13 protein-coding genes are annotated in these 12933 nt (G+C 57.4%); 8 read left to right on the forward strand and 5 right to left on the reverse strand.

The annotated features are described in order from the left end of the window. Nucleotides 1-334: 334 nt before the first annotated feature. Entirely contained in the window at nucleotides 335-1495 is a 1161-nt protein-coding gene (gene lepB, locus EU556_RS02505; protein ID WP_135430727.1) for a signal peptidase I, read from the forward strand. 129 nt (nucleotides 1496-1624) lie between these two features. Here the strand turns inward: lepB and EU556_RS26265 are convergent, their stop codons facing one another. Further along, on the reverse strand, nucleotides 1625-2743 hold the full coding sequence (locus tag EU556_RS26265) for a carbohydrate-binding protein (protein ID WP_210116205.1): 1119 nt from the start codon (nucleotides 2741-2743) through the stop codon (nucleotides 1625-1627). An 84-nt stretch (nucleotides 2744-2827) separates the two neighbouring features. Continuing rightward, nucleotides 2828-3604: a glycoside hydrolase family protein gene (locus tag EU556_RS26270; RefSeq protein WP_210116206.1), complete on the reverse strand. Its 777-nt coding sequence runs from the start codon at nucleotides 3602-3604 to the stop codon at nucleotides 2828-2830. Between the two features lie 372 nt (nucleotides 3605-3976). Between EU556_RS26270 and EU556_RS02520 the strand changes: the two genes are divergently transcribed. Together EU556_RS02520 and EU556_RS02525 are read left to right on the forward strand one after the other, a co-directional pair. After that, the gene (locus EU556_RS02520; RefSeq protein ID WP_135430729.1) at nucleotides 3977-4843 is read left to right on the forward strand and encodes an AraC family transcriptional regulator; all 867 of its coding nucleotides are present in this window, start codon (nucleotides 3977-3979) and stop codon (nucleotides 4841-4843) included. Between the two features lie 159 nt (nucleotides 4844-5002). Next, nucleotides 5003-5863, forward strand: coding sequence for an SDR family oxidoreductase (locus tag EU556_RS02525; RefSeq protein WP_135430730.1), 861 nt, complete (start codon nucleotides 5003-5005; stop codon nucleotides 5861-5863). 150 nt (nucleotides 5864-6013) lie between these two features. Here the strand turns inward: EU556_RS02525 and EU556_RS02530 are convergent, their stop codons facing one another. Beyond that, complete coding sequence (locus EU556_RS02530; protein WP_245327377.1) at nucleotides 6014-6559, reverse strand: dihydrofolate reductase family protein; 546 nt, start codon at nucleotides 6557-6559, stop codon at nucleotides 6014-6016. A 421-nt stretch (nucleotides 6560-6980) separates the two neighbouring features. Between EU556_RS02530 and EU556_RS02535 the strand changes: the two genes are divergently transcribed. The 4 genes from EU556_RS02535 to EU556_RS02550 all read left to right on the forward strand — a co-directional run bounded on the left by EU556_RS02535 (nucleotide 6981) and on the right by EU556_RS02550 (nucleotide 9329). After that, nucleotides 6981-7406, forward strand: coding sequence for a hypothetical protein (locus EU556_RS02535; protein ID WP_135430732.1), 426 nt, complete (start codon nucleotides 6981-6983; stop codon nucleotides 7404-7406). Between the two features lie 152 nt (nucleotides 7407-7558). Continuing rightward, complete coding sequence (locus tag EU556_RS02540) at nucleotides 7559-7837, forward strand: hypothetical protein (protein WP_135430733.1); 279 nt, start codon at nucleotides 7559-7561, stop codon at nucleotides 7835-7837. A gap of 192 nt (nucleotides 7838-8029) precedes the next feature. Further along, nucleotides 8030-8485 carry a DUF4381 domain-containing protein gene (locus EU556_RS02545; protein ID WP_135430735.1) on the forward strand — a complete coding sequence of 152 codons (456 nt, stop codon included), beginning with the start codon at nucleotides 8030-8032 and terminating at the stop codon, nucleotides 8483-8485. Nucleotides 8486-8666: 181 nt separating this feature from the next. Further along, entirely contained in the window at nucleotides 8667-9329 is a 663-nt protein-coding gene (locus tag EU556_RS02550; protein WP_135430736.1) for a porin family protein, read from the forward strand. A gap of 60 nt (nucleotides 9330-9389) precedes the next feature. On the opposite strand, the gene EU556_RS02555 is transcribed toward EU556_RS02550, so the two are convergent. After that, entirely contained in the window at nucleotides 9390-10094 is a 705-nt protein-coding gene (locus EU556_RS02555) for a LytR/AlgR family response regulator transcription factor (RefSeq protein ID WP_135430738.1), read from the reverse strand. A gap of 82 nt (nucleotides 10095-10176) precedes the next feature. Beyond that, nucleotides 10177-11271 (reverse strand): sensor histidine kinase, encoded by a 1095-nt coding sequence (locus tag EU556_RS02560; RefSeq protein ID WP_135430740.1) that lies wholly within the window; start codon nucleotides 11269-11271, stop codon nucleotides 10177-10179. Between the two features lie 224 nt (nucleotides 11272-11495). Between EU556_RS02560 and EU556_RS02565 the strand changes: the two genes are divergently transcribed. After that, nucleotides 11496-12839 (forward strand): erythromycin esterase family protein, encoded by a 1344-nt coding sequence (locus tag EU556_RS02565; RefSeq protein WP_135430742.1) that lies wholly within the window; start codon nucleotides 11496-11498, stop codon nucleotides 12837-12839. Nucleotides 12840-12933: the final 94 nt, after the last annotated feature.

The following is a 12933-nucleotide window of genomic DNA, read 5'->3' on the forward strand; positions in this document are numbered from 1 at the left end:
AGGCCACTAACCGGACCTATTAATAAGTGAAACGCAAAAGCGGCTGGAGCTGTCAACGCTCTAGCCGCTTTTGCGCATATATACCAAGAGAAGGTAGAGCTGCGTTATCCATATAGTATAGTGTATAAAATATGTTTGAAGCATCTGCTAATTCACTGCAGCTAAGGCTTTGGCTGAAGTATGTCCGTCATGCCTCATCTGGCGTCCGCTAGTCGAAGCATCTCTATCTCTGGCTAATCACTGGCCTAGCAACGAAGCGGTAGAGATGCTTCGACAAGCTCAGCATGACGTTCTTAAGTAGCCGTGTATCTGCCTCACCTCTAACTAACCTCTTATGAACCTCTTCCGCTTCTGGCGCCGTGCAGCCGCCAAGCCTTCTACCCCTAAGAGCCCGGCCCGCGAGTGGCGCGATGCTGTAGTGTTTGCCGTAATGGCGGCTACGTTTATTCGGTGGTCGGCGGTAGAGGCCTACACCATTCCCACGCCCAGCATGGAAAACTCGCTGAAGGTAGGCGACTACCTATTCGTGAGTCGATTGCACTACGGCCCTATCACGCCGCAAACGCCCCTGCAGGTCCCGCTTACGCACCAGAAGTTTTGGGGTACTGAGGTGAAAAGCTACTCGGACGCCATTCAGCTACCTACCTATCGGTTTCCCGGTTTCAGCTCGGTACAGCGCAATGACGTGGTAGTCTTTCATGTGCCCCACGAGCTGGAGCGCCCCGCCGATATGCGCACCCACCTGATTAAGCGCTGCGTGGCCGTAGCCGGCGACACCCTAGAGATTAGGCAGGGGCAGGTGTTCGTCAATGGCCAGCCCGGGGCAGTAGCCGGAAAGCTCCAGAACACCTACTTCCTGCAAGTAGACCACCCCGATGATGCCGTGCGCCAAGCCCTGCACGACCACGGCGTGGTAGATTATAACGAACCCGACGGCATCCCGCAGGCCACCACCGACCCCGCCACCGGCAAGCCCGGTTTCCTCATCAGCTGCACGCCCGAGGTGGCCGAGTACTTCCGCCGCCAACCGTACGTGAAAGGCCTAACCGTCCCTGAGTACCAAACCCGGCTGTTTCCAGACGTAGCCGACTTTCACAACCCAAATGCTGCCCTCAGCAGTCAGCCCCACCACTGGCAGCTAGATGAGTACGGCCCGCTGCCCGTGCCCCGTAAGGGCCAAACGATAACGCTTACCCCAGCCAACGCCGCGGCTTATTACGCTCTGGTGGCTCATTACGAGGGCAACAAGGGCGTTACCTGGCAAAACGGCCGCATTTACCAAAACGGCCAGCCGCTTACGCGCTACACCATCAAGCAGAACTACTACTTCATGATGGGCGACAACCGCCACAATTCCGAGGACTCCCGCTTCTGGGGCTTCGTACCCGAAGACTACATCGTGGGCAAGGCCGTTTTCGTATGGCTCTCCATTGACCCCAACGCTGACCTACTGCACAAAATCCGCTGGGACCGGCTGCTTAGGCCTATCAGCTAGGCCAGTGCTGGACCTACCAGTGCTATGGTAAACACAGAAAAGCGGCTGAAGCTCTCGTAGCTTCAGCCGCTTTTTGCTGAGAAAGGATACGGTTGAACTGACCTTTCAGACTATTGGCAAAAGACCGATCTACTCTTTTACCAGCCGTTGAGTCATTCTCTGCTGGTCTTTGGTGATAAGCAACAGTGTGTATACGCCAGTCCGCAGCGAGGCTACGTTAATCTCGTTGCTGCTGCCCAAGGTACCCTGCGCTTGTACCACGCCATACGCATCCGTAATCTGGTATTGGCTGCCGGTCAGGGGCACGGTAGAGGTGAGGCGCAGCTTATCGGTTACCGGGTTGGGGTACAGCTGAACGGCAGGCGCAGTAGCAGTGGCGGCCGCAACAGAGGTGGTGGTAGTAGCGGTGCTGCTGGCTGGGCTGATGCGGAGCCAGTTGAGATTCCAGCCGCCGGTTTGCGCAAACACCCCGAAGCTGTAGGTGCCGGCCGTCACGCTCACCGTCTGCGATACGGTGGTCCAGGTTTGCCAGCCGCCGGTAGCCGGAATGGTCATTTTGCCCAGTTGAGTAGAGCCCGAGTTCAGATCCGATGACAAGGTGCCACCGCTAGGGCTAGCCACGCGGTACTCGATGGTGTAAGTGCCGGTAGTGGGGAAGTTGACGTTGCTGTAGGCCAGCCAGTCGCCGGCATCAATGTAGCCCACGTTTAGGCCGCCGCCCGTGTCGGTGGTCGTTTGGGTTTGCACTCCCAACATGTTGCTGTAGGCCTCTGCCTCCAGGTTGATGGCAGTAGCAGTAGTGGCGGCAGGACCGTGCACTTCTACCTCATAGATGGAGTAGCCGTAGGTGGTAGCACGGCGGGTACCATATATACGCAAGTAACGGCCCCGACCGGCCAGGCCCGTAATATCGTCTAGGCCACCATCGCCGTTAATGACCGAGTGAATGGAGGTCCAGGAGGCGCCATCGAGGGAGGTTTGCAGCTGGTAGTCTTTGCCGTACGCGGCTTCCCAGTAGATCTTCACCCGCGAGATATCCTTCACTGCGCCCAAATCGAGCTGCAGATACTGCGGATCGGCGAAGGCGCTGGCCCAGCGAGAAGTCATATTGCCATCAATGGCCTTGGCGGCAGTAGTACCCGTATTTTCACTGGATGAAGCCATTGCGGCCACGGGCGTAAGGCGGGTAGTGGCCGGAGTAGGCGTAGTAGGAGTGGTGGGGGTGCTACCGCTGAAGGGCAGGCTCACGTACAGCTGGCCTAGCTCAGTGAGCTGGCCCGAAGCGGCCCCGAGCAGGTTGATATTGGGTATCTCATTGTTGCGGCCCGAGAACTAGGCGTAGCGAAACACCGCTGGCTCGTTCTCCAAATAATTTACGGCGGCAGTAAGGTAGCGCTTCTGCACGTCCAGCGTAATTTGGTCCTGGGGTTTATCGCCGCACGAAAACTCCGTGAGCCAGATGGGCTTGCCGTACTTCTTCAGCTCCCCAATCTTATCGCGCAGCCACTGCTCCTCACATACGTAGGTGTGCACGGCAATATAATCGACCTGACAGCTGGGGCAGGCGGCAAAGAAGGCGTCTAGGTACTGCGTGGGCGAGTAGTAGGTGGTGCCGTTTTCCGATACACAGTCGCCGCAGTAGTTCACGGCCGGCGACACAAGCTTGAGGTTTTTGCGGCGGGCTACTTCCTGCAGCGTAGGCCAGAGGGCCGCCGCCTGGGTAGGCGTGAGGTTGGCCTGACTGCGGAAGTTGGGCTCGTTGAACCCCAGTAAGTACTTGGCCCCGGCTTGAATGTTAGCGGCTAGTCGGTCGGCGGTAAAGGGTGCCCCATCCAGGTCGCGCCCCCACTGCATGGGCACGTAATCAACTCCTAGGCCAGTGTAAACGCTGGCCGCCCCGGCTTCGGGCTTTGAGTACCAGTTGTACCACCAGCTAATGCCGGGGGCCAGGGCCTGCAGGTCGGCCGCTGAGTGGTAGCCGTAAGCAATGCCCCGCTTGGCGCTTTTGGTCTGGGCGCTGGCTTGAGACGGCCAGCAACTAAGCAGGGCCGCGGCGCCGAGCAGCCACCCCGTGGCTGCTCGGCGCAGGAACGAATAAAGCTTGTTCATAAAGGAAGGTGAATTGGTTGGTTAGGACAGTCACCACCAAATAGTTGAGTTTGGTGGTTTTCAAATATAGCTGTAATAAAACAAGAGCATCGTAAGCGCAAATCTTAACAATTCAAGGAGGTCAGCGCTACGCTTTATCTTACTGTGCTTGTGGTGCAAGCTGCAGAGTACTAGGCTGTACCGTAAAAAGTGTCGTTCAGCACTAATGCCGATCGGCGGCTTAGGATGCTGCCGGGTAGTAGCTAGAAATTACTGCTGCTGAGTTCTGGCCCGAGGCTACGGCTGAAAGCATAAGCCACGTCTGACTTGTTTCTGTTTCCTAGCTACTTTTAAATTTAGTAAGCCTAAAAGAAGCTTCCCAGCCGTTGTCCTATGAGTGAGCATATTCCTACTTATCAGCTGCAGGCGTTTGCCACTGATGGCCTTGGCGCTACGGAGGTATTCTTCCCTAAGTATGGCTCGGTTAAGCCTCAGATTCCGCTGCACCAGCGGTACCGCGGCGACTATTATAAAATTAGCCTGTGCCTGGACGGTACTGCTGAGCTCAAGGTAAACCTGGCGCCGTACGTGGTGACGCCCGGCTGCCTGGTGCTGGCTACTCCTGACGTAATCAAGGAGTGGGGACGCGTCAGCGCAGACTATGAGACGTTGTCCATCTTTTTTACCAAGGACTTCATCACGACTAACAACGCGGCCACGGGCAAGCTCCGCTTTTTTGTGACGCCGCCCACCCACGTTCTGCCGCTGGGGGCCGCCGAAGCCGCCAGCATAGCCTCATCGTTCCGGTTTCTGGAGCAGAAGTACAACACCCCTAATGCCCAGCGCGACAACATCCTGAAGAACATCCTCAACAGCTTGCTGTATGAGATAGGCGCCCTCTACGACCAGCTGCCGAGCGAGCTGGGACGGGGTGCCACTCGCAGTCAGCAACTGGCGGCGGGCTTCCGGCAGTTGGTGCAGGTGCATTGTGCCACCGAGCGTACCGTTCATTTCTACGCCGCCGCGCTGTGCATCACGCCCAAACATTTGACTGAGCTGGTAAAAGAAGCTACTGGCCGCACCGCCAGTGAGTGGATTGCCGAGGCGGTGGTACTGGAAGCCAAAGCCCTGCTGCAAAACCCCGCCCTGACCGTGTACCAAGTTGCCGCCGACCTGCAGTTTACCGATCAGTTTGCGTTCAGCCGGTTTTTCAAGCGCAGCACGGGCGTGTCGCCGGTGGCGTACCGGCAGGCTAGCTAGGCCACTCTTGCCGCCGTTTGGCCATGGTTTGCCGCCCTGTGGCCATTCTGCCGACGGGCCGAAGCACTGAATTTTGAAACCGCATTCATCACCCCATGCACTTGTCTGTTGGGGGCTTTGGTGAATGACGTTTCAGTATTCACGCAAACTCACTTTGCCATGATTTTAGTAACCGGAGCAACGGGCCGCTTAGGAGGGGCCGTGCTGCAAACGCTCCTACAGCGTACTGCTGCCCAGCACATAGCCGCCTTAGTGCGGGATGAGACCAAAGCCGTAGCTTGGCAAGCTCAGGGCGTAAGCATCCGGGTGGGCAGCTACAACGACCTCGCTTCTCTCGACCGGGCCATGCAAGGTGTGGAGAAGGTGCTGCTAATATCGGGTGGGGGCGAAGAAGATGGCCTGCAGCAGCATTACAACGTGATAGATGCCGCCAATAAAGCGGGGGTTAGCTGCCTAGCCTACACCAGCCGGGCCCTGCGTGACCCGGCTACGCTGGTTAACCAGCTCATGGTGCGCCACTTCCAGACCGAAGCCTACATCCAGGCCAGCGGGCTGCCGCATATCATCTTCCGCAACATCTTGTACATGGATACGCTGCCGCTGTTTACCGGCCCCACGGTGCTGGAAACGGGCATCAACCTGCCCGGCGGCCAAGGCAAAGTGGCCTACGCGCTACGCAGCGAAATGGGCGAAGCCATTGCCAAGGTGCTGCTAGCGGATACCTGCGACAACCGCATCTACCACTTTACCGGGGCCGAGGCGTACTCTTTCCACGACCTAGCTGCGGCCTTAACGGAGCTATCAGGCCGGCAAGTGGCCTACACCGATGTGGAAAGCAGCGTACTGGCTGATAGGATGCGCGGACGAGGCGTGCCGGAAGTAGCCATTGAGCGCACTATCGGCTTCATGACCGACATCAAGCACGGGCAGGAAGACGTAGTAAGTACCGATTTGGCCACGGTACTAGGCCGGCAACCCACCTCGTTGATAGAGGGAGTAAAGCAGCTGTATAAGCTGTAACAGTGCACTAAACCAACTTCTCAAGTGCCTGCTAGGCCAGGCTAGTAAGCAGCCACTTCTAAAAGGCCCGACGTTACAGTAGCGTCGGGCCTTTTAGGGGGGCGCTTGTATAATAGAGAGCAGTTCAGCTATCGGCTGGCCTAGCCGTACTTAGCTGCGCTGAGGTTCATAGTGATGTACCACAATTCCGCAGTCGAAGGCGGCAGCTTTAATCAGGGTGAGGGGCTGCGTGCCTTCTAGGCCAGTGAAGATGGGTAGGCCACGACCAATAGCCACCGGGTTGACGAACAAATGATACTCGTCGATGAGATTGTGCTGGATGAGGGAGGAAACGAACGTAGCTCCGCCGTAGGCAATGATATCCTGGCCGGGTTGCGCTTTCAGCAGCCTGATTTCCTCCACCACGTCGCCGGTAGCCAACGTGGTGTTTGGCCACTCTGAGTGCTGTAGGGTGTGGCTGAATACCACTTTAGGAGTGTCGGTGAATTTGCGACCCGCTTCAGCATCCGGGTTGGTAGGGTCGGCGGCTACAGCAGCCCAGTGCGGGATGAAGCCTTGCGCCAGGTGGCGGCCCAGCACAATGCAATCTAGTGAGTTGGTAAGCTCGGTCACGTACGCTTTGAGCTGGTCGTCCCAGTTGAATGTCATCCAGTCCATCTCGCCATTAGGGCCGGCAATAAATCCGTCAATGGTCATCTAAACTTGTAGCTTAAGTTTGCGCATAGCAGTAAGGAGTAGCAGTTAATAAGCCAAATGTATGGGCTGGATAGCCTGGGCAGCGCGTGCAAATGCGCCAACTAGCAGGGGGTATTGCGACATTACTTCTTGACCTAGTAGATAGACTGCGAAGCTAGTAATGTGGCTCTATGCTACGTGTGGTACCAGCACCGAGTGGGGTAGCAGCCATCATTGAGGGCTGCAAACGAGTAGGCTAGTTCATCTACCACTCTAGGCTGACTAGCGCAGCGTAACAAGCTGCACCGTAGGGCTGTATCCTAGACTTTACGGAAACCTTACGGTGAGGCTCTGCGAATACCGTAGTCTGCGGGGGGCAATGGCGAAGGGACTTCGCCCGCCCCAAGCAGGCGGTTCTCTCGGTACTTCTATCTGCACTCCTATGGGCAAGCACAAGAAAAATAAGAAGAAGGCGAAACAGGTTCAGGACGCTGTGCCGGAAGACGTGCTCGACGCGGCGGTGGTATCTATCAAGAAGTTTCGGAAGATCACGAATGAAATCGGGAAGCTTAGCTTGGGCCAGAAGCTGGTGGGGGGCTTGGTGCTAACGGCGGCGGGCCTCATCTACCTGGATCAACGCAAGGGCTCCGACGACAGCTCCCGCTTCACGCCGAAGTTCGACTGGCCCAAGCTGTCGGATGCAAAGGAGACTTCTGCTACGGAAGCCGACGATGAGGAAGAGGAGGCACCCATCAGAGCGGCCACTGTGCCACGTAAAAGCCGCAAAGGCCCCAAGGCCGGTAAAGGGCATGGGCACGCGGCTCGCAAAGCTTCTGCCGAAGATTCTTCCAGCATTGATTTTAGCTAAAGCACTCCAGAGTGGCCTAGAAGTAGGCCAGCTAGTTGCCGGCCGCCGCCGTGGGTTGGCCTGAAGCAACCTTACCTCGCCAATTGCGAATAGCCTTGTCTAACAAGCTCTATTTCTGCGTAAACCAACTCTCTCACGTAGTAACCTGCATCATGAAAAAGGATAAGAACAAGAAGAAATCCGTTAAGGGTAGCAAAGCCAAGAAAACCACGCTATTTGCTGGCGCGGGCAAGTCGCTGAAGAAGCTGGGCAAAGGCACTGGCCTAGGCAAGCTCAGCACCACCCAGAAAGTGCTGGGCGGCGCGGCGCTGCTGGCCGTAGGCTTGGGCTACCTGGGTCAGCGCCGCAAAAGCACTCCGGCCGCCACACCTAATCCCGATGCCGCGGCCGCCGAAGAGAGCCTGGCCTCCATGGAAGGTGCAGGCCTCTAGGTCCGTAAACTTAAGTGGGTAAATCAGGCCCGCGTAAAAAGGCTGAAGCACTATCTGCTTCAGCCTTTTTTTGCGCCACCGAGGAAGTTTTGGGCGCGCCACCTAAATGCTTCATAGCGGGCGGCTTAAAGGGGGTAAGTTTCAGGGCTGTTGGGCTTGGATGCGCCCGCTGGACGTGTTTATCTTTAGGTAATGAAGAAGCTGACGATAGGGATGGTGGTGGGCGCCGGTTTGTTGTGGCCTGCCCTGGCCTACGCTGGAGAGCGGGAAGAAAAGTACACGTTGTTGTTGGCAGGAGGCATTGGTGGCCTACTGGTAGCAGCGCTGCTGTATACCTTGCTGATGCTGCTGGCCTCCATTTATCTTAGGCACAAAGCGGTTGTTACGGCCACGTTCATCCTGTGCACGCTTCTGTACCTGCGCATGGAGTACCTGTCATTCCAGACTCTACGAATAGCCCTGGGCCTTATGCGTACGCCCTCCGGCAACCCCGGGCCCGTACCCCTGACGCCCTGGCTTCTGCTTATATCGGGAGGAGTGGTGGCTGTAGGCCTGCTGGTGTTCAGCATAGCCATACGCCTTTGGAAAAAGCGAAACCGCCCGCGCGTAAAGGCCCCCGACGGAGAGGTGCAAGATGTGCATCGCTAGCGCGCCGAGGCGCTAAGTGGCCTAGAGCACGCCTGTGCTATGCAAATAAGGTCTACCTGATGCTGCAAGCAAGAGCCCGGAGCTATTGATATAGTTTGGGGTATATAGCAGCCGCATGCAACTGTTCCTGCCCCAACTAAGATCTTAAGGCAAACATTAGCTCTATTTTACCGCTCTACACATGAAACGTATCCTTCTACTTCTGGCTGGTTTAGCTGTGGTAGGTAGTGCTCAGGCGCAACTTGGGCTGCGAGGTGGCCTGAATACCACCTTGCTAAACTCAAAATCCAATGGCACCTATGGTGATGTTAGTGCGAATGAATACATCGGCTACCAAGCGGGAGTATTCTACGCGCACAAGCTTACTGAGCACATATCTCTGGTGCCAGAAGTGGCCTTCAGTCGCCAGACTATGCAGTTGCGGGTAGATGACTATAGCATTGCAGATGCTGGTTATAGTGCCCGGGTTCGGCTTAACCGCTCCTACCTGCAGGTGCCCATAATGCTGCGTGCTACCTTCGGGAAATTCTACCTCGAGGCCGGGCCCCAGGCAGGCTTCTTGGTGGCCGCGCACGAGAAAGGAACAGAATACATTGGTACTATTGCCGGCACCACTGAGCGCCAAATAGATCGTTCTGCTGCAGATCGTTATCGGCGGATTGATGTAAGCCTTTGTGCTGGCTTAGGTATGCAACTGCCTGCTGGCTTCGGGGTAGACCTACGGAGCGCCTCAGGGCTCATTGCCTTCAACCGCGGAAATGAACTGGCCTACGCCTCCCGAGATGACCTGAAGAACCAAGTGTTGCAGGCCTCCATAACGTACTTGCTGAAGCCCAAACCGTAAGGAGAGCCAAGCCTGCTGCCGGTATCAGGGAGGAAAACGGGTTGCTTTCCCCAGTGCGTTTTATTTCTTGAAAAATGCCAGCAGCTCGGCTTTATACGAGTTGCCGATGGGGATGTAGGTGTTATCCGTCAGCACTACGTTATCGGGCTGAAGCAGCTTGATGTGCGCAGTGGCCACAATGAAGGAACGGTGCACGCGCAGGTAGTTAGAGCCCAGCGTTTCTACCATATCCTTCATGGTTTGGTGCAGCAGGTAGGTTTTGGTAGCCGTGATGAGCTTCACGTAATCTTTGCAGCCCTCCACGTAAATGATTTCCCGGTGGGGCACCTTTAACAGGCCCTGGCGCTCTTTCACCAAGATGTAGCGCTCCTCCGTGGCCTCGGCGGGTGGGGCGGGCTGCACGGCGGGCAGGCGCGAAATGGCTTTCATAAATCGCTCGTAGCTGAAAGGCTTGAGCAGGTAATCCAGCACATCCAGCTCGTAGCCCTCGTAGGCGTACTCACGATAAGCGGTGGTAAGCACCGTTTTAGGCGGGTGCTGCAGGCTTTTTAGGAAGTGTAGGCCACTCACCAAAGGCATTTCAATATCCAGAAACAGCAGATCCACGGGGTGCTGCAGCAGGTGTTCGTGGGCTTCCATGGCATTGCGGCACTTACCCGTGAGCGTGAGCCCCGGTGTCTGGCCAATAAACTGCGAAAGTACTTGGTGGGCCAGGGGTTCATCATCTACAATTAGGCAACGCACTGGGGCGGGTGTAGTAGTCATAGGTAGAAAATAGGGGATAAAACGTACTGAAAAGCTAGTTCCCCTCCTCAGCTGAGGAGGGGAACTAGTTACTGGTACAGCTCTAGGCCACTTGCAGCGTCAGCTCGGCGCGGTAGCGGCCGTTGTGCTGGGAGAGGTAAAGCTCGTGAGCGTTGGGGTAATACAGGTTCAGGCGCTGGCGGATGTTCTGCAGGCCGATGCCGCCGCTGCGGCGGGGGCTGGCTGCCGGGGCCTCGGGCAGCATGTCGTTTTCAATGAGGAAGTGCAGGCGGCCGGGTGAGGCAGTGAGAGTGGCCTCCACGCTGGCGGCATCGGAAAAGTGGTGACGGCCGTGTTTGAAGCTGTTTTCTACCAGGGGCAGCAAGAGCAGAGGCGGCACCTGTAGGCCAGTCGTGGTGCCTTCGGTGCGCAGCCGGATGCTGGCTCCGGCGTACTTGCGCTGCTCCATTTCAAAGTAGTTTTCCAGAAAGGTCACCTCCTCGGGCAGGCTGATGTACTCCTTACCGCTGTCGTAGAGCACGTAGCGCATCAGCTCCGAGAGCAGGAGAATGAAGCGCGGGGTTTCGGGGGAGCCCGCCAAGCTAAGGCCGTAAATGCTGTTGAGGGTGTTGAACAGAAAGTGGGGCTGCAACTGGCTCTTGAGCTGCTCTAGCTGCAGGGCCAAGTGGTCGCGCTCAAGGTGGCGGCGGCGGTACTCGTGCTCGAAGGCCAACCGTACGAACGCCACGCAGCTAAACGCCAGCATATCGGTAAAAAGCAAGCTGATGTAGGTGTTACGCACAGCCAGCAACTGCGCGGCAGCCTCCACAAAGCCCTGGTGGTAGAAGCCCTGCAGCAACGGCGGACTGGCAATAAACTGAAACAGCCAGTGCGCCACGGCCACATTCAGCTTGATGCCCCACCACACATACAGCACCGCCACCACGCCTAGCAGCACGTATTGGCGACGCCGCAGCAGGGTAGGCACCAGCCACCGGTAATACGGAATGATGTAGACCGTAGCCACCAGCGCAAAAAGGATAAGCTGGGGGTAGGGGAAGTTGGCCCGGTCAGTTGCCTTCTGCGGCACAGTATCCATATAAGCGGCATACTTATACATGCCCACGTACAGGCTCCAGATGAGGAACTCGAAGAGTAGCGGAAAGCGGCTGGGGCGGTCGGTGGCGGTGGTGGGCATGCGGCGAAGGTGGCGGTTTTTTCGGCCCTAGGCCACTCGCAGGTCGGCGTTTTTCGACCAACAAGGGTGAAATTTCGACCAAAAAAGCAGGCTTTTGCATTAGTCGGAAATGGGGGCGGGCTGGTCGAAGAACGCCGGTAGGAGCGGAGCGGGGGGCGTTGTTTTGCATCGTTCCCGGTCGGCAAACGGCGGGCAAATCAGCAACCCTTCCAACTCCCAACCCCATGAAAGCCATCTTCCGCTCCTTGCTCGCTTCGGCTCTGTTCGCCACCACTGCTTTCACCGCCCTAGGCCAGTCGGCCCCGGCTGCCGCTGCCCCCGTCGCTCCCACTGATACCACGCCCATCACGCTCGATGCCAGCCTAGTTAAGGCTGTGAGCACCCAGAGCTTCGCTGAGTTTCGGGCGGCCGTGCAGCCTCTGGTAAAGCAAATGGCCTGCAAGAAGGTGGTGGCCCTGGGCGAAGGCACCCACGGCACCGCCGAGTTCTACAAGCTACGCTTCTGGCTGACGCGCATCCTGATGGAGGAACACGGCTTTTCCCAGGTGGCCTTCGAGAATGACTACACCGATACCTACCTACTCAACGAAGGCCTGCGCCAGCCCAACGCCGCCGTCGAACCCCTAATGAAGGCCCACCTGTACAGCATCTGGCAAAACCAGGAAACGGCCGAACTACTTAACTGGGTGCAGACTCACAACCGCACTCACCGCCGGAAGGTGCAGGTGCGCGGAATTGACGCCGCCTACGTGCTGCCCGAAGCCAGAGAACTGAGCGCCCTGGCTGTCCGCTACCCCAAGAGTGGCCTACAAGAGCTGACCGCCCAACTCACCAAGCACGCCCTACTCCAGGACTCTATCTGGGACAACATCAACAAAAAAGGCTTTAAGGTGCCCCGGCGGCGGTGGCTTGACGGTGGCCTAGAAGGATACTACACCGCCGAGAAAATTCAGAAAGCCTTGTCCACTGCCCGCCTGCCCCGCAAGCAGCGGCAGCTGGCCGAGGGGTTTGCACTGGACGCCAAGATGGCCTTTGATCTCTTCTACCAGTTTACTGTGAATAAGCGCGACACCTCCCGCGACAGTCTCATGGCTGAGATGACCAAGTTTCTGGTGCGCGACAACGACGCCAAGGTGATTGTATGGGCCCACGATGCGCACGTGTCGCGCAAGATTGCCATGGCCGAAGACCCCGGCAATGGCGGTGGCACGGGGGCTTTTCTGGAGCGGATGTTCCCCGGACAATACTTCGTGCTGGGCACCAGCACCGCCACCGGCACCTTCGCCGCCACCACCGACGGCCACATCACTCGCTCCAGCCCCATGGCCAGCTACCCTCTGGAGGTGCCCCTGGCGGGCTCTTGGGAGGCCTCGCTCAGTAGCGTGAGTGCCCCCGTATTCTACCTAAGCACCCAGCAACTTGGGCCGCAAAACCTTCGGCGCCCCCTGCGTTTTGTAGGCTACGGTCCCGGCAGCGGCCCTGATAGCTACTCAAACTTTAAGCTGACCGAAGCCTTCGACGCCCTGCTGTTTGTGCGCCAGACTACGGCCGCCACTCCCTTACGCTAGCTGGTCTAGGGTTACTTCTGGCCACAGGCCTCTGTTGGCTCTGTACGCAGTAAGACGCGTTCTAGCAGCTTCTACGGATTGAAGAGGGGCAGAC

The sequence above is a fragment of the Hymenobacter fodinae genome, from assembly GCF_004745825.1.
GTDB lineage: Bacteria > Bacteroidota > Bacteroidia > Cytophagales > Hymenobacteraceae > Hymenobacter > Hymenobacter fodinae.

Coding starts and splice junctions, on each gene's coding strand:
- EU556_RS02555 (WP_135430738.1), bottom strand. CDS start 10,094: ATGACTACTACACCCGCCCCAGTGCGTTGCCTAATTGTAGATGATGAA.
- EU556_RS02545 (WP_135430735.1), top strand. CDS start 8,030: ATGAAGAAGCTGACGATAGGGATGGTGGTGGGCGCCGGTTTGTTGTGG.
- EU556_RS02530 (WP_245327377.1), bottom strand. CDS start 6,559: ATGACCATTGACGGATTTATTGCCGGCCCTAATGGCGAGATGGACTGG.
- EU556_RS02525 (WP_135430730.1), top strand. CDS start 5,003: ATGATTTTAGTAACCGGAGCAACGGGCCGCTTAGGAGGGGCCGTGCTG.
- EU556_RS02540 (WP_135430733.1), top strand. CDS start 7,559: ATGAAAAAGGATAAGAACAAGAAGAAATCCGTTAAGGGTAGCAAAGCC.
- EU556_RS02565 (WP_135430742.1), top strand. CDS start 11,496: ATGAAAGCCATCTTCCGCTCCTTGCTCGCTTCGGCTCTGTTCGCCACC.
- EU556_RS02560 (WP_135430740.1), bottom strand. CDS start 11,271: ATGCCCACCACCGCCACCGACCGCCCCAGCCGCTTTCCGCTACTCTTC.
- EU556_RS02520 (WP_135430729.1), top strand. CDS start 3,977: ATGAGTGAGCATATTCCTACTTATCAGCTGCAGGCGTTTGCCACTGAT.
- EU556_RS26270 (WP_210116206.1), bottom strand. CDS start 3,604: ATGAACAAGCTTTATTCGTTCCTGCGCCGAGCAGCCACGGGGTGGCTG.
- EU556_RS02535 (WP_135430732.1), top strand. CDS start 6,981: ATGGGCAAGCACAAGAAAAATAAGAAGAAGGCGAAACAGGTTCAGGAC.
- EU556_RS02550 (WP_135430736.1), top strand. CDS start 8,667: ATGAAACGTATCCTTCTACTTCTGGCTGGTTTAGCTGTGGTAGGTAGT.
- lepB (WP_135430727.1), top strand. CDS start 335: ATGAACCTCTTCCGCTTCTGGCGCCGTGCAGCCGCCAAGCCTTCTACC.